This is a genomic window from Pseudomonas sp. RIT-To-2 (assembly GCF_029623465.1).
Lineage (GTDB): Bacteria > Pseudomonadota > Gammaproteobacteria > Pseudomonadales > Pseudomonadaceae > Aquipseudomonas > Aquipseudomonas silvicola.
The window spans coordinates 20,795-41,451 of record NZ_JAPYKM010000029.1 but is presented as its reverse complement, the minus strand read 5'-3'; the positions used below and the strand labels follow the sequence as shown (position 1 = coordinate 41,451).

The 20,657-nt window shown below is 63.2% G+C and carries 12 protein-coding genes; 4 read left to right on the top strand and 8 right to left on the bottom strand.

Annotation, left to right across the window (positions count from 1 at the left end):
* Together QBK88_RS22270 and QBK88_RS22265 are read left to right on the top strand one after the other, a co-directional pair.
* Entirely contained in the window at positions 1-297 is a 297-nt protein-coding gene (locus QBK88_RS22270) for a type II toxin-antitoxin system HigB family toxin (protein WP_277963742.1), read from the top strand.
* On the top strand, positions 294-695 hold the full coding sequence (locus tag QBK88_RS22265) for a helix-turn-helix domain-containing protein (protein WP_176569696.1): 402 nt from the start codon (positions 294-296) through the stop codon (positions 693-695). The genes QBK88_RS22270 and QBK88_RS22265 overlap by 4 nt, the downstream gene beginning before the upstream one ends.
* Here the strand turns inward: QBK88_RS22265 and selO are convergent.
* The 6 genes from selO to putA all read right to left on the bottom strand — a co-directional run bounded on the left by selO (position 692) and on the right by putA (position 14,274).
* A complete protein-coding gene (selO, locus tag QBK88_RS22260) occupies positions 692-2,149 on the bottom strand; it encodes a protein adenylyltransferase SelO (RefSeq protein WP_277963741.1) in 1,458 nt (485 codons plus the stop codon). The two genes, QBK88_RS22265 and selO, sit on opposite strands and share 4 nt — an antisense overlap.
* Before the next feature lie 57 nt (positions 2,150-2,206).
* Entirely contained in the window at positions 2,207-5,563 is a 3,357-nt protein-coding gene (mscK, locus tag QBK88_RS22255) for a mechanosensitive channel MscK (RefSeq protein WP_268145974.1), read from the bottom strand.
* A 36-nt stretch (positions 5,564-5,599) separates the two neighbouring features.
* Positions 5,600-7,342, bottom strand: coding sequence for a potassium/proton antiporter (locus QBK88_RS22250; protein ID WP_268145973.1), 1,743 nt, complete (start codon positions 7,340-7,342; stop codon positions 5,600-5,602).
* Positions 7,343-7,536: 194 nt separating this feature from the next.
* Complete coding sequence (locus QBK88_RS22245) at positions 7,537-9,339, bottom strand: acyl-CoA dehydrogenase (protein WP_277963740.1); 1,803 nt, start codon at positions 9,337-9,339, stop codon at positions 7,537-7,539.
* Between the two features lie 365 nt (positions 9,340-9,704).
* Complete coding sequence (locus QBK88_RS22240; protein ID WP_277963739.1) at positions 9,705-10,181, bottom strand: hypothetical protein; 477 nt, start codon at positions 10,179-10,181, stop codon at positions 9,705-9,707.
* A gap of 139 nt (positions 10,182-10,320) precedes the next feature.
* A complete protein-coding gene (putA, locus tag QBK88_RS22235; RefSeq protein WP_277963738.1) occupies positions 10,321-14,274 on the bottom strand; it encodes a trifunctional transcriptional regulator/proline dehydrogenase/L-glutamate gamma-semialdehyde dehydrogenase in 3,954 nt (1,317 codons plus the stop codon).
* A 399-nt stretch (positions 14,275-14,673) separates the two neighbouring features.
* Here putA and putP point away from each other — a divergent pair, with 399 nt between their 5' ends.
* Both putP and QBK88_RS22225 read left to right on the top strand, forming a co-directional pair.
* Positions 14,674-16,161, top strand: a complete 1,488-nt coding sequence (gene putP / locus QBK88_RS22230) for a sodium/proline symporter PutP (RefSeq protein ID WP_277963737.1) — start codon at positions 14,674-14,676, stop codon at positions 16,159-16,161.
* A 73-nt stretch (positions 16,162-16,234) separates the two neighbouring features.
* Complete coding sequence (locus tag QBK88_RS22225) at positions 16,235-17,071, top strand: 23S rRNA (adenine(2030)-N(6))-methyltransferase RlmJ (protein WP_268145967.1); 837 nt, start codon at positions 16,235-16,237, stop codon at positions 17,069-17,071.
* A gap of 3 nt (positions 17,072-17,074) precedes the next feature.
* On the opposite strand, the gene msrA is transcribed toward QBK88_RS22225, so the two are convergent.
* Both msrA and QBK88_RS22215 read right to left on the bottom strand, forming a co-directional pair.
* A complete protein-coding gene (msrA, locus tag QBK88_RS22220) occupies positions 17,075-17,734 on the bottom strand; it encodes a peptide-methionine (S)-S-oxide reductase MsrA (protein ID WP_268145966.1) in 660 nt (219 codons plus the stop codon).
* 85 nt (positions 17,735-17,819) lie between these two features.
* Positions 17,820-20,510, bottom strand: a complete 2,691-nt coding sequence (locus tag QBK88_RS22215; protein WP_277963736.1) for a GGDEF and EAL domain-containing protein — start codon at positions 20,508-20,510, stop codon at positions 17,820-17,822.
* Positions 20,511-20,657 lie beyond the last annotated feature (147 nt).

Below are 20,657 nucleotides of genomic sequence, written 5' to 3'. Positions count from 1 at the left end.
ATGCACGTTATCAGTGAGAAGCGTATTTGGCAGGCTAAAGAGCATTGGCCTCGCGCCGCCGCAGCTTTGGATGCTTGGTACCGTTTAATGAAAGGCGTTTGCCCGGAAGATTTCGCGGCAATGAAAGGGAGTTTCCCGGCAACGGACAAGGTTGGCGACTTGCACGTATTTGACATCGGCGGCAACAAGCTGAGGCTGATCGCGATCGTCAGGTATCGCAGTCAGCGTATCTATATTCGGTCCATACTGGACCACGCCCGGTATTCAAAGGGCAAGTGGAAGGAGGAGGCGTTTTGAACCCTTCGATCAAGTTCGCCACCGAGCATTGGCACTTACTGTCGCCATTGCTGGCAAAGCCGGCGTCGGAGCAAGACTACGACGCACTTGTAGCTTCATTGGACGAGCTGTTGGCGCTGACCGGTAGTGACGAGAACCACCCCTTGTCCGGGCTGGTCGACCACATGGGCGACCTTGTCGCCGCCTATGATCGCGAACACCGCCCCATGCCAAAGGCGCCGGGGAGCGAGGTCCTCAGGTTTTTGCTAGACCAGCATCACCTCAAGCAGAGTGATTTGCCTGAGGTCGGCAGCCAATCGGTGATCTCTGAAATCCTCAATGGCAAGCGTCAACTCAACCTTCGTCAGATCCGGGCGCTATCTATCCGATTCAAGGTGTCAGCCGAAGTGTTCCTCTAGGAAGAACAACTGATCTCCAGATGCTTGCCCCACTCCGGCGGCCGCTGCGCATATGCCTCCATGCCCGCCTGTTCGTCGAACGGCCGGGATAGCACGGTGTGCAGGCGGCGGACTTCTTCGTAGTCGCCTTTTTGCGCGGCATCAATGGCGTTTTGCGCCAGATAGTTGCGCAGCACGTACAGCGGGTTCACCGCGTGCATGCGCGCGGTGCGCTGTTCATTCGCTGTTTCGCCCTCCACCCGCGCCACGTAACCTGCCGCCCAGCGGTCGAAACCTTCGCGGTCGACAAAGTCGTCACGCAACACCGCCACCGCCTGCGCAGCCGGCTGGTCACCCAGGCGGCGGAAGAACAGGTGGAAGTCCACGCCGCTGTTCTGCATCAGCCGCAGCAGGGCTTCGACCATGGCCTTGTCGCCGTCGTCCGCGCGGGTAAAGCCCAGGCGCCGACGCATCAGGTCCAGGTACTGGGCCTCGTACAGGGGCAGGAACAGTTCCAGGGTCTCGCGCAGCGCTTCCACGCTGATGAACGGCGTCAGGGCCTGGGCCAGGGCGCTGAGGTTCCAGTGGGCGATGGGCACCTGGTTGCTGTAGCTGTAGCGCCCTTCGTGGTCGGAGTGGTTGCAGATGAAACCGGCGTCGAAGTCGTCCAGGAAGGCATACGGCCCGAAGTCGAAGGTGATGCCCAGGATCGACATGTTGTCGGTGTTCATGACCCCGTGGCAGAAACCATAGGCTTGCCATTTGGCGATGAGCTCGGCGTTGCGCTCCACCACGGTGCGGAACATGGCCAGGTACGGCTCGGGCTGCTCCAGGCACTCGGGGAAGTGCATGGCCAGTACGTGCTCGCCCAGCACCTTGGCCTGCTCCGGCTGCTTGGTGTAGTAGAAGTACTCGAAGTGGCCGAAGCGCACATGGCTGGGCGCCAGGCGCAGCAGCATGGCCGCCCGCTCCTGGGTTTCGCGCCACACCGGGGTATCGGAACCGATCACGCACAGCGCGCGGCTGCTGGGGATGCCCAGGGCGTGCAAGGCTTCGGAGGCCAGGAACTCGCGGATCGAGGAGCGCAGCACCGCGCGGCCATCGCCCATGCGCGAGTAGGGGGTCAGTCCGGCGCCCTTGAGGTGCAGGTCCCAATGCTCGCCAGCCTGGTTGTAGACCTCGCCCAGCAGCAGCCCGCGGCCATCGCCCAGGCGCGGGCTGTAGCCGCCGAACTGGTGGCCGGAGTAGACCATCGCCCGCGGCTCGGCTTCGGCCCACAGCTTGTGGCCGCCAAACAGTTGGGCAAACACCGGCGAATGGGCCTCGGTAGGCTCGAGGTCCAACAACGCCATGGCAGCGTCGCTCGCTACCACAAGGCGCGGGTTGTCGATGGGGTCGGGCAGTACCGAGGTTGAGAACGCGTCGCCCAGGCGGGCGAAGCGGTTATCGAAGGTCAGTTCGTCGAGGGCTTTCAACGGCCATCTCCAGCAGAATGTCCAAGCATTCTGCTGGGGTATGGCGGTTGCGTCCAGTCAGTCCAGATGAGTGTCGGGCGGCTCGGGTCGGGTTTTCGCCTGGCCCTGGGTGGTAGGCAGCAATTGCTCGTCAACCTTGTCCACCGGCACCATCTTGAATTCCTGGCCCTGGGTGTTCTTCAGGTACACCTCCATCTGCCGGAACGAGATGTTGATGTTGTTCTTCTTGAACTCGCGGTTGATGTAGCGGTTCATCTCGTCGAGCACCGGGTTGCGGTCACCCAGGTCACGCACGTGCATGCGCAGTTCGTGGTCCAGGGTGCTTTCGCCGAAGTTCAGGAAGTACACGCTGGGGCCGGGATCCTTGAGCACCCGCGGGTTTTCCTGGGCACCCTTGAGCAGCAAGGCGCGCACCAGGTCCAGGTCCGAGCCATAGTCCACGCCCAGTTTCAGGGTGACCCGGGTGATGGTGTCGGTCAGCGACCAGTTGATCAGTTGCCCGGTGATGAAGGTCTTGTTTGGGACGATGATGTCCTTGCGGTCGAAGTCGGTGATGGTGGTGGCGCGTATGCGGATCTTGCTCACCGTGCCCGACAGGCTGCCGATGGTAATGGTATCGCCGATGCGCACTGGGCGTTCGAACAGGATCATGATGCCGGAGATGAAGTTGGCGAAGATCTCCTGCATGCCGAAACCCAGGCCTACCGACAGCGCCGCCACTAGCCATTGCAGCTTGTCCCAGCTGACCCCCAGGGTCGACAGCGCCGAGACGAAGCCGATACCGATGATCACGTAGGACAGCAGCGTGGTGGTGGCGTAGGCGCTGCCCTGGGCCAGGTTCAGCCGTGACAGCACCAGTACTTCCAGAAGGCCCGGCAAGTTGCCGGCCAGGGCCACGGTGATGCCGACGATGATCAGTGCCCCCAGCAGGTCGCCCAGGCTGATGGGCACCATGCTCATGGTGGCGCCGGTGCCGCTGCTGTATTCGTAGAGGGTAACGTTGTCCAGGTAGGCGAACACGCTGATCAGGTCCGACCATACCCAGTACAGACCGGCGATGAACACACCCATCAGTGCCAGGCGGATCAGGCGCAGGGACTGCTGGTTGACCTGTTCGATATCCAGGGTGGGTTCTTCTATCGGAATCTCACCGTCGCCGCTTTCCTTGGCGGCCTGGCGCTTGCTCAGGGCGCGCTGGTAGGCCAGGCGCCGTGCGGCAACGCTGAGGCCGCGCACAAAGGCGGCTTCGATCACCAGCCATAGCATCAGCAGGTACAGGGTGCCGATCAGCCGGTCGGTCAGCTTCAGGGCGGTGTAGTAATAGCCGAAGCACACGGCCATGAACAGCGCCACCGGCAGGGCAGTGAACGCTACGCCAACGGCCTTGCGGAACAGCGAGGTATTGCGGTGGGTGGGGCTGCTGATCAGCAGGCGGCTGAGCAGCCAGGCCATCAGGGCATAGCAGGTCAGTACCACGGCGATGCCGATGACGTCGTCGGCCAGCGCCGAAGGTTGCAGTTCCGCGACCGCCACGATGGCCACCAGGGCCATGACCACGATGCCCAGGCGTCGTACCCAGTTGCGCAGGAATTCGACCTGGGCCTTTTCCCAGCGAAAGTGCACCTCGGCCACGCCGCCCGGCGCCAGTATTCGGTAAGCGGTGTAGAACACCAGCCAGGCCTGGGCCATTTGCAGCAAGGCCGAGCCGAGGCTGGCGTTCTGGCCCCGGGCATCGAGCTGCAGGGCCAACCCGCACAGCGCCAGGCCCAGCCCCACGGGTATGGCCAACAGCACGTTGACCAGCAAGGCCTGCGGCGTGTGCCACTGGCTATCACGCTTGAAGTGGCCGATGTCCTTGTGCACGCGGTTCAGGCGGTTGTGCAGGTAGCTGCGGCGCCACAGCAGCACGCCGATCAGCAACAGCAGGGGCACGAAGAATAGCGGGCGCTGCACCAGGCCATCGGCCAGTTCGCTGAGGCTGGAAGCCCATGGCAGGGTGGCGACCTGTTTTTTCAGGTGCGCCGGCGCACTTTCCAGCCAGTCCGGGTCCAGCGGCTTGTTGCTGGGGATCCAGAACATCTGCTCGTCCAGGGTGGCGCGCAGGCTCTGGGCGGTGGTCAGCAGCTGTTTCTGGTTCAGTTGCAGCGTGATGGACTCGTTGAGCAGCGCGCTGAGTTCACGGTTCAGGCGTTCCAGCAGGTCACTGCGGGTAATGGCCAGGTCCAGCAGTTGCTTGCGCAGTTGCGGGGTGACATCTTCCGGCGGCTGGGCGGCGATCAGCCCGTCGACATAGGCGGTGGGGCTGCTCAGCGCTTCGCGCTGCTGGTTGACCTCGAACTGGTACAGGCGAATGTCGGCGATTTCGTCCGCCAGGTTGCGGTCCACCTTGAGGTGCGGCAGGGCCTGCTTCTGCTTATAGAGGATCTTGGACAGCAACAGGCTGCCCTTGAGTACGTTGATCTGCTCGTCCAGCGCCTGGTCGCTCTGGGTCACGCTGTCCAGTTGCTGCTGGGTGTGCAGGTTCTGCTGGGTCAGGTCATTGAGGCGGTCGGTGCTCTTGAGCAGGTAGTCGGACAGCTTGAGGTTGGTGGCACTCTCGGTGGCCAGCACGCTGCTGCCGCCGGCCTTCTGGGCTTCGATGGACTGCTGGGTGACCGTCTCCTGGGACTGGGCCAGGCGCTTGTCGTTGATCAGCGACTGCAGGTCCTGGATCTCCTGGCTGACGCGGCCGATCTTCTCGATCACCAGGTCATGCTGGCTGTTGCCCAGGTCCTGCAACAGGGTGTTGCCGGCCAGTTCCTGGCGGCGCAGGGAGACCAGCGCGTTGATCGAGGCTTGCTCGGCCAGCAGTTGGTTGCGCTGGTCGGCGGAGATGACCTTGCCGTTGTCTTTGCCGGCCTTGAGGATACCGTTGATCTGCGCGATGCGTGCCTGGCTGTTGCTGATCTCGGTCTGGGCGCGCTCGGGGCGGGTCTGGGCGGTGATGCTCAGGCTGTTGGCTTCGGTCAGTTGCTTTTGCAGCTCGCCCTGCTGGGCGCCGCGCTCATTGAGCAGTTGTTCGAGCTGCGGCACCGAGAGGTTGGCGTACCGCTGGGCCACTGGCACCGGTTTGGAGGCCTTGAGCTTGGTCAGCTCGTGCTGGTTCTCGGCGATGACTTGCGGGGCTTCGCTCAGCTGCTTCTTGAGCGCCGGCAACTGGTTATTGCTGTCGTCACGGCTGGAAAGAAACGCCAGGGTCTGTTCCAGTACCTGTTGCAGCGCCTTCTGGTCGGCATCGGACAGTTTGCGGTCGGCGATCTTGTCGATGCTCTGCTGCACCGCTTCGCTGGTGGGTGGGTCGGCCGCTTGGACAGCGGTGACGGTCAGGCACAGCCCAAGCAGGGCTGCGGAGAAAAATGAGCGCAGTGAGGGCATAGGTAGAAGTCGTACAGCTCGAAGAAGAATGGCAGTTTAGAGGAAGAGTCCGGGACCCGGGCGGCTTCCTTCGGGCAATTTGACGCCCACTTTCTGGATCTTGTTCCCGTCCATGACCGCGACTGTCCAGATTGTGTTGTGCCATATCACGTGGTCACCGACCACTGGCGCGCCGCCAACCTTCTGCATGATGAACTGGCTCAGGTGCATCTGCGGGTCGAGGCCGTCGAGCTGCAAACCGTACAACGCCGCTACAGGCCCCAGTTCTGCGTCCCCTTCGAGCACGAAGTCGCCGAAGAAACGCAAATCCAGGCCGCGCTGCGGCGCCTGGCTGAAGAGCTTTCCGAGTGCTGGCAAATTGTGTTCATGGCCGATCACGCAGAGCAGATCGTCCACTTCCAATACCGTACTACCCGACGGATGGAGCAGTTCCTGACCCCGAAACAGGGCGGCGATACGGGTGCCCTCGGGCATTTTCAGCTCGCGAAGGGGGGAGCCGATGCACCATTTCTCGGCGCCGAGTTTGTACACGAACAACTCCCACTCACTGGTGACATGCACCTCCAGCGCCGAGCGGGAAATGGGCGCCGGGTCAGGCGGAACCGTCACCTTCAGCAACTTGGCTACCCACGGCAGGCTGGTGCCTTGCACCAGCAGCGACACCAGCACGATGAAGAACGCCAGGTTGAAGTACAGCTGGGCGTCCGGAAGCCCGGCCATCAAGGGAAACACCGCCAGAATGATGGGGACTGCGCCGCGCAGGCCAACCCACGAAATGAAGGCTTTCTCACGGCCATGGAAGGCCTTGAACGGCAGCAGGCCGACGAATACCGACAGTGGCCGCGCCACCAGGATCATGCCCAGCGCCAAGGCCAGGGCGGGCAGGGCGATGGGCAGCAAGTCGTGGGGGGTAACCAGCAGGCCCAATACCAGGAACATGCCGATCTGCGCCAGCCAGGCCATGCCGTCGAGCATGTGCAGGATGCCGTGGCGGCTGCGAATGGGCTTGTTGCCCATCACCAGGCCACACAGGTAGACGGCCAGGAAGCCGCTGCCGTGCAGGGCGTTGGTCAGGGCGAACACTACCAGGCCACCGGCGATCACCAGGATGGGGTAAAGGCCGCCTGCCAGGTGGATGCGGTTGACCAGTTGAAGCATCAGCCAGCCGCCCCCCAGGCCGATGATGGCGCCGATGCCGAATTCCTGGACCAGGTGCCCCAGCAGGCTCCAGTGCAGGCCGGTCTGGTGGCTGGCGAGCATGTCGATCAGGGTCACGGTGAGGAACACCGCCATGGGGTCATTGCTGCCCGATTCGATTTCGAGGCTGGCGGTAACCCGCTCATTCAGGCCCTTGCCGCCCAGCAGCGAGAACACCGCAGCGGCATCCGTGGAACCGACGATGGCGCCGATCAGCAAGCCCTGGATGATGTTCAGGTTGAACAGCCAGGCAGCCATCATGCCGGTCAGGCCCGTGGTAATCAGTACCCCCACAGTCGCCAATGACAAGGCAGGCCACAACGCCACGCGGAAACTGGCCACCCGCGTTCGCAGGCCGCCGTCGAGCAGGATCACGGCCAGCGCCAGGTTGCCGACCAGGTAGGCCGTGGGGTAGTTGTCGAAGATGATACCGCCGCCGTCGACGCCGGCGGCCATGCCCACCGCCAGGATGATCACCAGAATAGGGATACCGAGGCGGGAGGACAGGGAACTGACCAGAATGCTAGCACCCACCAGCAACGCGCCGATCAAGAACAGGCTGTTGATGGTCGTCGCATTCAAAGGCAGTACTCCCTAAAACTGATATGGCGAAACGACCTGCTTCATGCAGGCCGCGTGCCAAGGGATTCTAACCTGTGCAAATGTACCCATGTCAAAAAGCTTCTTCGCTGGAAACGGCCACCGCGTGATTGCAGGTCCACCGCGTCGCCTCGTTCCCGAGCTGGCGCCCTGTCCCGCAGGTCGCGAAATGTGGGTCAGAACCAGTCTTGCTGCATGCCCAGGCAGGTATCGTCACGGGTTTTCAGCAGGTGCAGGTCATGGTGGCAAGCAGGCACTTCCCAGGTCAGGAAGTACCGCGCGGCTTGCAGTTTGCCGTGATAGAAGTCGGCGTCGGCAGCATTGCCTGCGGCCAACCCTTCCTGCGCGCGGATCGCCTGTTCCAGCCAGCGCCAGCCGATCACGGTGTGGCCGAACACCTTCAAGTAAAGCGCGGAGTTGGCCAGGGTCTCGGTGATCTGCCCATTGGCCAGTTCCCCCAGCAACCCCAGGGTCACGCCCTGCAAGGCGCCGAGCAACTGTTCCAATGGCTGGCGCAGGGCAGTCAGTTCAGGGTGTGCCTGGGCGCGCTCGCAGGTGCCGGTGATCAAGCGCATCAGGTGCTTGAGCCCCGCCCCGCCATTCTGGGCCAGCTTGCGGCCCAGAAGGTCCAGGGACTGGATGCCATGGGTGCCCTCGTGGATAGGGTTCAGGCGGTTGTCGCGGTAGTACTGCTCCACCGGGTATTCACGGGTGTAACCGTGCCCACCGAGAATCTGGATGGCCAGTTCGTTGGCTTTCAGGCAGAACTCCGATGGCCACGATTTGACGATGGGGGTCAGCAGGTCCAGCAGTTCCTGGGCTTGACGCTGCGCGCCTTCGGTTTCGCCGGTCAGGCTGTCATCGAACAGCCGTGCCGCATACAGGCCCAGGTCGAAGGCGCCCTCCACATAGGCCTTCTGGGTCAGCAGCATGCGCCGGACGTCGGCGTGGTTGATGATCGCCACCGGTGCGGTGGCGGGGTCCTTGGCATCAGGCAAGCGGCCTTGGGGCCGTTCCCGGGCATACTCCAGCGAGTAGAGGTAACCGGCATAACCGAGCATCACCGCCCCCATGCCCACGCCGATGCGCGCTTCATTCATCATCTGGAACATGTAGCTCAGGCCATGGTGTGGTTTGCCTACCAGGTAACCCACGCAATGACCGGCATCGCCAAAGTTCAGCGCCGTGGACGTAGTCCCGCGCCAACCCATCTTGTGGAACAGCCCCGCCAGCAGCACATCGTTGCGGGGGCCAAGGCTGCCGTCATCGTTGACCAGGAACTTGGGCACGATGAACAGCGAAATCCCTTTAACGCCAGGTGGCGCGTCGGGCAGCTTGGCCAGCACCAGGTGCACGATATTCTCCGACAGCGGGTGATCGCCGCCGGAAATGAAGATCTTGTTGCCCTTGAGTCGGTAGCTGCCATCATCCGCCGGTTCGGCGCGGGTGCGGATATCCGACAGGGACGAGCCCGCGTGGGGCTCGGTCAAGGCCATGGTGCCGAAGAAACGGCCTTCGATCATCGGCTGCAGAAAGCGTTGTTTCTGTTCTTCGCTGCCGAAGCTCTCGATCAGGTTGGCGGCGCCCATGGTCAGGAACGGGTAGGAAGTGCTGCCGGCGTTGGCCGCCTGGAAGTGGGCGAAGCAGGCTTGGGACAGCAGGGTTGGCAATTGCATGCCGCCGTCCTCGAACGACCTTGCGGCGTTCAGGAAGCCCGCCTGCAGAAACGCATCCACCGCAGGCTTCACCTCGGGAATCAGTACCGCGGCGCCATTCTCGTAGCGCGGCTCGTTCTCGTCGGCCTTGCGGTTGTGCGGCGCGAAATACTTCTCGGCAATGCTGCGGGCTGTGCCAATGGCGGCATCGAAGGTTTCGCGGTTGTGCTCGGCGAAGCGCTCGCGTTGGGTCAGGCTGAGGGCGTCGAGCACTTCGTAGAGCTCGAAAGCCAGGTTGCGGGCGCTGAGGAGGGTCTCGGACATGGCGGCCTACCAGATTAGGGGTAGGCCGAGTCTAGGGGGCGATATGGCTCAGGGGTAGCAAGATTGATGAGGGTGATGGTGCAACGTCAGCCTCTACCCCGTGGCGGTTGACAGGGCAAGGGGGGTGGGCAAGAATGGCAGGGAGGACTGCAAATGCGCATTTTCGGGCTTGGCTTTCCAGTATCGGCCCCCCGGACTTTCGGCAGCAGTGAAACTGGTACTCACTGACGTAGGGACAGTTGATAGGCCTTTGGGCTAATGATTCGGCTGGGTTCTGACCCAATAGATGCGTGAACGCGTCTCGAAGCTAAAGAATTGCTGCGACTACCCTCACTATTTAAATAAAGGCGACCTGCAGGTCGCCTTTATCTTGTCTGCCACATCCTTTCTATTTCCCCCACTTGAATGCCTCTTGCGTCCGACCGGGGCGTCCAAGTAACTACCGAATAATGGAAGCCAAGGTGGCGATCCCCGAGACGAGGCTCCAGCACCAGCGTGCCGTCGGATGTGCGCAGCAGTGTAATCCTTTTCATGTCAGCTCGAGGATGCGCCGGGTCATGGTAGATCTGCGTGCCGAGCAAGATCAGACTGGCTACAAATTGGGGTACGTGCTCGATAGCTATGCAGCCGCGTTTCTTCAACTCCTGCTCTTTGCCTTCCCAGATGTGCCTAACGCCGAAACCCACAGGTAGCTTGCCATGGCCCATGCGGTGTTCACCACTGCGGAGATAGATAAGGCCTTCGTTGAATCCGAAGCGTCGGATTGCCGGTATCACGCCGAATACCGCGCCGCCTGAGGGATGGTCGACGAGGTGGTTGGGTTTGCGGGGGATCTGCAACACGGTAGCTCCTGCTGTCATCAGCAGATGTTACCGCTTTGCAAACCATTGATTTGGTAGTGAAATCTGCTGCAACAGAATGATGATCGGTGCCGGGACCGCCCCGCAAAAAAAGGGCGCCCGTTGCAGGCGCCCGTTTTTATCAGCCGATGGTCATCAAGCTGGCGTTCCCCCCCGCCGCAGCGGTGTTCACGCTCAGCGCACGCTCGATCACCAGGCGCTCCAGGGCGATGTTGGTTTCGCCATGGGACAAGCCCTGTACACCAACGATAGCCCCGGCACGCTTGGCCACTTGCTGGCATACCGCGCGCAGCTGGTCCGAATCGCCATGGTGCAGCACGGCATCGAACACGACTTCGTCCTTGGTCCATTCCGGCACCAACTGGATGCGTGCCTGAACGTCCTTCGGCAGGCGGGCGCGCAGCGGTTTGCTCAGCTCGCTTTCCGACCATACGGCGGTGCTGCCCACGGCCAGGGCGGCAGCCAGTTGCACCAGCAGGTCGGCTTCCTGGTCGGCCAGGCACAGTACGTGCTCGCGTGGCAGGATGCTGTAGCTGTTGCGTTCGCCGGTCGGGCCTGTCAGTTGGCGGGTCACGCCGCTCTGGGACTGCTGCGCGTAGTGGCCGCACAAGGTTGCCAGTTCGCCATGCTGGTTGCTGGTGGCCCAGGCTTGCAGGGCGTGCAGCGGTTTGGCCAGGGCGTCGCGCAGGCGCACATCCGGTGCGCTTTCGTCGTCGGCGCGCTTGAAGGTGTGCTCGATGGCGTCTTCCGGGCGGGTGGACAGCAGGCGGTACAGGTACAGCGGGCCACCGGCTTTCGGACCAGTACCCGACAGGCCTTCGCCGCCGAACGGTTGCACGCCCACCACGGCGCCCACGATGTTGCGGTTGACGTAGACGTTACCGGCGTTGACGTTGTCGATCACCTTGGCGATGGTTTCATCGATTCGGGTGTGCACGCCCAGGGTCAGGCCGTAGCCGGATGCGTTGATCTGCTCGATCAGCTGGTCGAGGTTCTTGCGGTTGTAGCGCACCACGTGCAGTACCGGGCCGAAGATCTCGCGCTGCAGTTCGTCGAAGCTTTCCAGCTCGATCAGGGTTGGCATCACGAAGGTACCGCGCTTCACTTCCTCGCCGTCGGCGATGGCCACCTGGTACACGCTGCGGCCTTTGTCGCGCATGCCCTGGATGTGCTTCTCGATACCGGCCTTGGCTTCCGCGTCGATCACCGGACCAATGTCCACGCTCAGGCGTTCAGGGTTGCCAAGGCGCGATTCGGCCATGGCGCCCTTGAGCATCTCGATCACGCGGTCGGCAGAGTCTTCCTGCAGGCACAGTACCCGCAGGGCCGAGCAGCGCTGGCCAGCGGAGTCGAAGGCCGAGGAGACGACGTCGATGACCACTTGTTCGGTGAGCGCCGAGGAATCGACGATCATGGCGTTCTGGCCGCCGGTTTCGGCGATCAGCGGGATGGGCCGGCCCTGGGCATCCAGGCGGCCGGCGACATTACGCTGCAGCAGGCGCGCCACTTCGGTGGAGCCGGTGAACATCACGCCCTTGACGCGATCATCACCCACCAGGCGGGCGCCCACGGTTTCGCCGCGGCCGGGCAGCAACTGCACCACGCCCTCGGGGATGCCGGCTTCCAGCAGCAGGCGCACGGCCTGGGCGGCGACCAGCGGGGTCTGTTCGGCCGGTTTGGCCAGCACCGGGTTGCCGGCGGCCAGGGCAGCGGCCACCTGGCCAGTGAAGATCGCCAGCGGGAAGTTCCACGGGCTGATGCACACCACCGGGCCCAACGGGCGGTGGGCGTCGTTGCTGAAGTCATTGCGGGCCTGCACTGCGTAGTAGCGCAGGAAGTCCACGGCTTCGCGCACCTCGGCGATGGCGTTGGCGAAGGTCTTGCCGGCTTCGCGGGCCAGCAGGCCCATCAGCGGCTGGATCTCGGCTTCCATCAGGTCGGCAGCGCGTTCCAGGATGGCGGCGCGTTCGGCGGGCGGGGTAGCCTGCCAGATCGGGCCGTTGCTCATGGCGCACAGCAGGGCATTGTCCACGTCTTCGACGGTGGCTTCCTGCACATGGCCGACCACGTCGCGATGGTCGGACGGGTTCAGTACCGCCTGGGCCACTTCTGTACTGGCCGGGCAGCCCAGCATTGGCGCGGCTTTCCAGTCGGTGTGGGCGGTGCTCAGCAGTGCGCACGACAGCGAGGCCAGGCGGTGTTCGTTGGCCATGTCGATACCGGCCGAGTTGGCCCGCTCGCTGCCGTACAGGTCACGCGGCAAGGGAATGCGCGGGTGTGGCAGGCCGAAGTTGCCTTCCTGGGTGGCCATGCGCTCGATGGTGCTGACCGGATCGGCGACCAGTTCCTGGATGGAAATGGACGTGTCGGCGATACGGTTGACGAACGAGGTGTTGGCGCCGTTTTCCAGCAGGCGACGAACCAGGTAGGCCAGCAGCGTTTCATGGGTACCAACCGGTGCGTACACGCGGCACGGGCGGTTAAGTTTGCCATCGGCGACCTTGCCCACGACCTGTTCGTACAAGGGTTCGCCCATGCCGTGCAGGCACTGGAACTCGTACTGCCCGGGGTAATAGTTCTGGCCGGCGATGTGGTAGATGGCAGACAGCGTGTGGGCGTTGTGGGTAGCGAACTGCGGGTAGATGACTTCCGGCACCGACAGCAGTTTGCGCGCACAAGCGATATAGGACACGTCGGTGTACACCTTGCGGGTGTAGACCGGGTAGCCTTCCAGGCCCTCGACCTGGGCGCGCTTGATCTCGCTGTCCCAGTAAGCACCTTTCACCAGGCGGATCATCAGGCGGTGGCGGCTGCGGCGCGCCAGGTCGATGACGTAGTCGATCACGTACGGGCAGCGCTTCTGGTAGGCCTGGATGACGAAGCCGATGCCGTTCCAGCCGGTCAGTTGCGGTTCGAAGCACAGGCGTTCGAGCAGGTCCAGGGACAGCTCCAGGCGGTCGGCTTCCTCGGCGTCGATGTTCAGGCCGATGTCGTATTGCTTGGCCAGCAGGGTCAGCGACAACAGGCGCGGGTACAGCTCGTCCATCACGCGCTCGTACTGCGCGCGGCTATAGCGCGGGTGCAGGGCCGAAAGCTTGATGGAGATGCCCGGGCCTTCATAGATGCCGCGGCCGTGGGAGGCCTTGCCGATGGAGTGGATGGCCTGCTCGTAGGAAGCCAGGTATTTCTGCGCGTCATGTTCGGTCAGCGCAGCTTCACCCAGCATGTCGTAGGAATAGCGGAAGCCCTTGGCTTCGAACTTGCTGGCGTTGGCCAGGGCCTCGGCGATGGTTTCGCCGGTCACGAACTGCTCGCCCATCAGGCGCATGGCCATGTCCACGCCCTTGCGGATCATCGGCTCGCCGCTCTTGCCGATGATGCGGCTCAGGGACGAGGTCAAGCCAGATTCGTTGTGGGTCGACACCAGCTTGCCGGTCAGCAGCAGGCCCCAGGTGGCGGCATTGACGAACAGCGAGGGGCTGTTGCCCAGGTGCGGCTGCCAGTTGCCGTTGCTGATCTTGTCGCGGATGAGGGCGTCACGCGTCCCTTTGTCGGGGATGCGCAGCAGGGCTTCGGCCAGGCACATCAGCGCCACGCCTTCCTGAGACGACAGCGAGAACTCCTGCAACAGGCCCTGAACGATGCCGGCGCGGCCGCCAGCGCTCTTCTGGTTGCGCAGCTTCTCGGCGATGCCGGCCGCCAGCTTGTTAGTGGCTTCGGCCATGGCCACTGGCAGTCGCGCCTGCTCCAGCAGCATGGGCACCACTTCCTGCTCGGGGCGGCGGTAAGCGCCCGTGATGGCGGCACGCAGCACCGACTGCGGCAGGATGCTTTCGGCAAATTCCAGGAAGCACTGGTGGCTGTGGTCGGCCTGCAGGTCGCCGGCTTCGTCGGCGCCATTGTGGGCGTGGCCATTGAGTTCAGGCAGGGTGGCGCCACCCTCGAGCTTTTCCAGGTAATTGAAAATCGCCTGCTTGATCAACCAGTGCGGGGTGCGGTCGATGGAGTGGGCAGCTGTTTTCAGTCGCTCGCGGGTAGGGTCATCAAGTTTGACCCCCAGGGTGGTCGTCGCCAATTTCTTGTCCTCATCAAGGCCACGTAGGGTGTGGCAATAAAGCCGGCGGCAAGATTAGCCGTTGCTCACGGTAGGGTGCAACCAGGTGCAACCCTAATTTTCATGAAAAGTTGCACCTGTTGTCGGGTCGCTGAGCAGGTGTGGCGAATCTGCACAATGGCGGTGCGCGAACTGGCACGGATGCTCCCAAAGGAAGCAGATTCAAGCATTTGGACAGGTTTCCCGACTGTTCTGTAACAAGGTGCAACTTGCAGGCCATATGAGGTTGCGCCTGGTCCGCCCCTGACCCTAGGATGCACCGCTTCGGTGCAACCGGCTGCCACTGGCCTTGGCCTTCGTTCAAGAAGGTGCAACCCGGGTTGCGCTTCAAAAAACAACAATCAGAAAAGGAAGTGTCCCATGGGTGTGAGCAACCCCACGCTGATCACATTTGTCATCTACATCGCGGCCATGGTGCTGATTGGCCTGGTGGCCTACCGCGCCACCCACAATCTCTCCGATTACATCCTTGGCGGGCGCAGCCTCGGCAGTGTGGTCACGGCGCTGTCGGCGGGTGCCTCGGACATGAGCGGCTGGCTGCTGATGGGCCTGCCGGGTGCCATTTATGTGTCCGGGCTGTCAGGCAGCTGGGTGGCCATCGGCCTGATCATCGGCGCCTACCTCAACTGGCTGCTGGTGGCGGGTCGCCTGCGGGTGCACACCGAGCAATGCGGCGATGCCCTGACTCTGCCAGACTACTTCACCAGCCGGTTCGAAGACCGCAGCGGCCTGCTGCGCATCATTTCCGCCGTGGTGATCCTGCTGTTCTTCACCATCTACTGCGCCTCGGGCATTGTGGCCGGCGCCCGGTTGTTCGAAAGCACCTTCGGCTTGAGCTACGGGACGGCGTTGTGGGCGGGCGCGGCAGCGACCATCGCCTATACCTTCGTGGGCGGCTTCCTGGCGGTGAGCTGGACCGACACCGTGCAAGCGACGCTGATGATCTTCGCCCTGATCCTGACGCCCATCGTGGTGGTGCTGGCCACGGGCGGCGTGGACACCACGTTCCTGGCCATCGAGGCAAAAGACCCGGCCAACTTCGACATGCTGCGCAGTACCAGCTTCATCGGCATTGTATCGCTGTTGGGTTGGGGGCTTGGCTACTTTGGCCAGCCGCATATTCTGGCGCGGTTCATGGCGGCGGACTCGGTCAGGTCCATCGCCAAGGCGCGGCGCATTTCCATGGCCTGGATGATTCTTTGCCTGGGCGGCACGGTGGCGGTAGGGTTCTTCGGTATCGCCTATTTCTCAGCCCACCCGGAGCTGGCAGGCGCGGTAACCGAGAACCATGAGCGGGTGTTCATCGAGCTGGCCAAGATCCTGTTCAACCCCTGGGTGGCCGGTGTTTTGCTGTCGGCCATCCTGGCCGCGGTCATGAGCACGCTCAGCTGCCAGTTGCTGGTGTGTTCCAGTGCCTTGACCGAAGACTTCTACAAGGCTTTCCTGCGCAAGGGTGCGGGGCAGCGGGAGTTGGTGTGGGTAGGGCGGGGCATGGTGCTGACGGTGGCGCTGGTGGCGATCGCCCTGGCGGCCGACCCGGACAACCGTGTGCTGGGGCTGGTCAGCTATGCCTGGGCCGGTTTTGGTGCGGCGTTCGGGCCGGTGGTGCTGCTCTCGGTGCTGTGGCGCGGCATGACCCGCGACGGCGCGCTGGCCGGCATCGTGGTAGGGGCGGTGACCGTGGTGTTGTGGCAGAGCTACAGCCCGGTCAAGCTGTATGAAATCATCCCCGGCTTCTTCCTCGCCACCCTCGCCATCTGGTTGGTAAGCGTGCTGGGCAGGGCGCCCTCGCCGAGCATGCAGGCGCGTTTCGAGGCTTCCCGCCAGGTGTACCAGCAAAGCAAATGATCGGAATGCCGGCCTGCCAACTTGGGTTGTCGGGCCGGCCCGAGGTAAACTCCACGGCCTTGCAGGAGTTGCCATGAACTATCGTCACGCCTACCACGCCGGCAACCACGCCGACGTCTTCAAACACCTGGTCCTGAGCCGCCTCATCGCCCTGATGTCGCGCAAGGAGCAACCGTTCGCCTACCTGGACACCCACGCGGGCATCGGCCTTTATGATTTGCGCGGCGACCAGGCCAGCCGTACCGGCGAATTCCTGGAGGGTATCGCCCGCCTGTGGCAAGCCGATGACCTGCCGGCGCTGACCGCCGACTACATGGGCCTGGTACGCGACATGAACCCTGACGGCGAACTGCGGTACTACCCCGGCTCGCCGGAAGTGGCCCGCCGCCTGACCCGCCCCCAGGACCGTGTGCAGCTCAATGAAAAGCACCCGCAGGATGGGCTGTTGCTCAAGGAGAACATGAAGGGCGACCGCCGTGTGGCGGTGCACCTGGGCGAGGGGTGGCATGTGCCCCGGGCTCTGCTGCCGGCGCCGGAAAAGCGTGCGATCATGCTGATCGATCCGCCGTTCGAGCAATTGGACGAGATGCAGCGTTGCGCCAAGGCACTGAAGGAAGCGGTTGGGCGCATGCGCCAGACCGTGGCGGCCATCTGGTATCCGGTGAAGGACCAGCGCGCACTCAAGCGCTTTTACCAGGACCTGGCCGGCAGTGGCGCGCCCAAGCTGTTGCGCGTGGAATTGCTGGTGCACTCGCTCGAGCGGCCAGACAGCCTGAACGGCTCCGGCCTGGCGATCGCCAACCCGCCTTGGGGGCTGGAGGAGGAGTTACGCCAGTTGCTGCCATGGCTGGCGGTGAAACTGGGCCAGACCCAGGGTAGCTGGACGATGGATTGGCTGATCGCCGAATAACCCTCAGCTGTTCAGCCATGGCGGCATGCACACGCCGGTGCCGCCCAGCCCACAATAACCCTCGGGGTTCTTGGCCAGGTATTGCTGGTGGTACGCCTCGGCGTAGTAGAACGCTGGTGCTTCGGCGATCTCGGTGGTGATTTCGCCTTCACCGGCCTTGGCCAGCTCGGCCTGGTAGGCGGCCTTGCTCGCTTCTGCGGCAGCCTGTTGCGCAGGCGTGGTGGCAAAGATCACCGAGCGGTACTGCGTGCCGATATCGCCACCCTGGCGCATGCCCTGGGTCGGGTTATGGGATTCCCAGAACGGCGTGAGCAGCGCTTCGTAGCTGGTCTCTTTCGGGTCGAACACCACCAGCACCACTTCGCTGTGGCCGGTCAGGCCCGAGCAGGTTTCTTCGTAGGTGGGGTTGGGCGTCATGCCGCCAGCGTAGCCCACCGCAGTGGTGTACACGCCAGGCTGTTGCCACAGCAGGCGCTCGGCACCCCAAAAGCAGCCCATGCCCAGAATCGCGACTTCCATCCCGTCCGGAAACGGGCCGGTCAGCGGGCGGCCATTGACGAAGTGCTCGGCAGGCACGCTCATCGGTGTTTCACGGCCAGGCAGCGCCTGGGCCGCGGTAGGCAAGACGTTTTTGTTCACAAGAATCTCCGAACGCAGAACCATGTCCCATTTCCCCTGCAGCAGGTGTGGATAACCTGGGTTGTCAGCTATTGATAAGCCGACAGTGTGCCCGAGACCGGCGCCGATGTCAGTCCATCGGCCCGCGCGGGTAGCGTTTCAGGCGCCGCAGCAACTCGTGGCTGGGGATGGGGCGGTCGAACAGGTAACCCTGGCCCACGTCGCAGCGGTGGCGGCGCAGGAAGCTCAGTTGCTCGGCGGTCTCGATACCTTCGGCCACCACCTTGAGCTTGAGGTTGTGGGCCATGGCGATCACCGCCGAGGTGATCTCCATGTCGTCCTGGTTGTCGGGGATTTCATGAATGAAGCTGCGATCGATCTTGATGATGTCGATCGGAAATTTCTTCAGGTAGCTGAGCGACGAATAACCGGTGCCGAAGTCGTCCATGGCCAGGGTCAGGCCCAGTTGCTTGAGCTGGTCCAGTTGCTGGTGGGTGTCGTCGGTCGCCTCCAGCAGCAGGCCTTCGGTGAGCTCCAGCTCCAGCAAGGCCGGGTCCAGCTCTTCTTCCTTGAGAATGTGGGCAATGGATGACACCAGGTCCGGGTCGGAGAACTGCTTGGGCGACAGGTTGATAGCCACCTGCAAAGGGCCCAGGCCGCTGGCCATCAGGCTCTTGGTCATGCGGCACGCCTGGCGGGCGATCCACTTGCCGATGGGGATGATCAGGCCGGTTTCTTCCGCCACGCTGATGAACTGGTCGGGGCGGATCATGCCCTTTTCCGGATGGTTCCAGCGCAGCAGCGCTTCCATGCCCAGCAGGCGCCCGCTGCGCAGGCACAGCTTGGGCTGGTAGAAGACCTCCAGCTCATTCTGGGTCAGGGCGCGGCGCAGGTTGTTTTCCACGAACAGCTTGTAGCTGGCCTCGGCATTCAGTGCTTCGGTGAACACCTGCACCTGATGCTTGCCGTTGGCCTTGGCCTTGTGCAGCGCCAGGCCAGCGTTCTTCATCAGGGTTTGCGGGTCACGGCCGTGCAGCGGCGCGCAGGCCAAACCCACGGAGCCGGTGACGTTGATCAACTGGTTGTCCACGAACATGGGCTTGTCGAGGGTCTTGAGCACCTGGACGGCGGTCTGGTAGCCGCTCTCCAGGTCCGTGTCGTCCAGCAGCACAGCGAATTCGTTACTGGCGAAGCGCGCCAGGCTGCCGCTGGGGCTCAGGCTGTTGCGCAGGCGCCGGGCCAGGCTGATCAGCAGCTTGTCGCCGGTCTGGTGGCCCAGGCTGTCGTTGATGCGCTTGAAGTTGTCGATGTCCACCAGCAACAGGCTGATAGGGCTGGCGCTGTCGCGGGCGAAGCGCTCGTCCAGGTTGCGGATGAACGCCGGCCGGTTGCCCAGGCTGGTCAGGTTGTCGGTATAGGCCAGGCGCTCGATGCGCTGCTGGGCCAGCTTGCTCTGGGTAATGTCTTCGTAGATGCCGATGTAGTGGGTCAGCTCGCGGTTGTCGCCGTACACCTTGGAAATGGACAGTTGCCCCCAGTAGGGCTCCAGGTTCTTGCGCCGGCTCTTGAACTCGCCTTGCCAGCTATTGCTGTTGGCCAGGCTTGAGGGCGCATCGAAGAGCATTTCGCTGAGGTTTTCCAGGGCCGGCAGTTGCGACAGGCGCTGGCCGTGCACTTCCTCGGTGCTGTACTGGGTAATGGCCGTGAAGCTGGGGTTCACGTACTCTACCACGCCGTCGCAGTTCACCAGCAGGAAGGCATTGGCACTTTGTTCCACGGCGCGCTGGAACAGGTGCAAGGCGCTGGTGGCGGCGCGGCGGTTCTGGTTGTTGATGACCTGGGCGAACTGGTCGGCCAGCTCGCCAGCAAAAGCAATCTCGTCGGACTGCCACGGCCGGGTGTCACCTGTCTGTTCCAGGCACAGCACGCCGACCACCTGGCCGTCGATGCGGATACTGGCGTCGAGGATGGCGTTGATGTTCCGCGCGCGCAGGCTCTCGGCCATCTCGTGGGTGCGGGGGTCGAAGGCGGTGTCGTTGACGTCCACGGCGCGGCTGGTCTGCAGTGCTTCCAGGTAGTCGGGGTAGCCGCTGATGTCGATGGCATCGGGTTGGCGATATTCGCCTTTCACCGCGTCATAGGCGGCGATGGGCTCCAGGTGCTGGTCCACCAGGTTCCACAGGCTGGCGCTACCGATGTCATAGATCTCGCAAGCGCTGCGGGTAATCAATTGCGCCGCTTCGAGCAGTGGTTCGTTGGTGCTGTAGCGTTGGCGTGCCAGGCGCAGAATCAGGTCCTGCTGGGCGCGCACGCGCTCCAGATGCAGTAGCTGTTCATGCTGGGCTTGCTGGTTGAGCTCCAGCGCGACCTGCAGGCGGCTGTGGCGGGTTTCCAGGTCGCCACCGACCAGTAGCGCCTCGCCGGTCAACTCTTCCATCACCAGCAGGTAGCCGCGCAGCAATTGGCGGTTGTGCTGCTTGTAGGGTTCACCCACTTCCAGCAGGGCCAGTGGGCCGCTGGCGGTGTGCAGCGTGTAACGTACCAGGTAGTGGGGCCGTGTCGCCAACTGAAGCTGGATGGCATCGTGCAGTTGGTAGCGGGCTTCGGGTTCCATGAGGCTGGCGTAAGGCGAGCCGACCAGCGCGCACAGCTCCGCCGCGGGCAGGCCGAATTGGCGCTCGCAGTTCGGGTCCAGGAACAACAGCGCCCAATTGGCTTCGTTCAGCCGTTCGAAACGCAGCATACCGAGGCGCGATGGCACCGGTAATTGCGTCACTACCTCGGCCGCCATACGGCTGGCGGCATCGGGTTGGCTTTTCATGGAGAGCTCGCTTCAAGAGTGCTGGTCGTGCGCGGGGAGAAAACCCTGTGGTCCCGGGCGCATATGGCAAGGTTGCATCATGGCGCTCAGGCTGACAAGCAATACAGTGGCTCCGTGCCTGTATCCATATCGGCCGGCCGGAGGAAT

Coding starts and splice junctions, on each gene's coding strand:
- QBK88_RS22270 (WP_277963742.1), top strand. CDS start 1: ATGCACGTTATCAGTGAGAAGCGTATTTGGCAGGCTAAAGAGCATTGG.
- mscK (WP_268145974.1), bottom strand. CDS start 5,563: ATGCCCTCACTGCGCTCATTTTTCTCCGCAGCCCTGCTTGGGCTGTGC.
- QBK88_RS22245 (WP_277963740.1), bottom strand. CDS start 9,339: ATGTCCGAGACCCTCCTCAGCGCCCGCAACCTGGCTTTCGAGCTCTAC.
- putP (WP_277963737.1), top strand. CDS start 14,674: ATGGGTGTGAGCAACCCCACGCTGATCACATTTGTCATCTACATCGCG.
- QBK88_RS22225 (WP_268145967.1), top strand. CDS start 16,235: ATGAACTATCGTCACGCCTACCACGCCGGCAACCACGCCGACGTCTTC.
- msrA (WP_268145966.1), bottom strand. CDS start 17,734: ATGGTTCTGCGTTCGGAGATTCTTGTGAACAAAAACGTCTTGCCTACC.
- QBK88_RS22215 (WP_277963736.1), bottom strand. CDS start 20,510: ATGAAAAGCCAACCCGATGCCGCCAGCCGTATGGCGGCCGAGGTAGTG.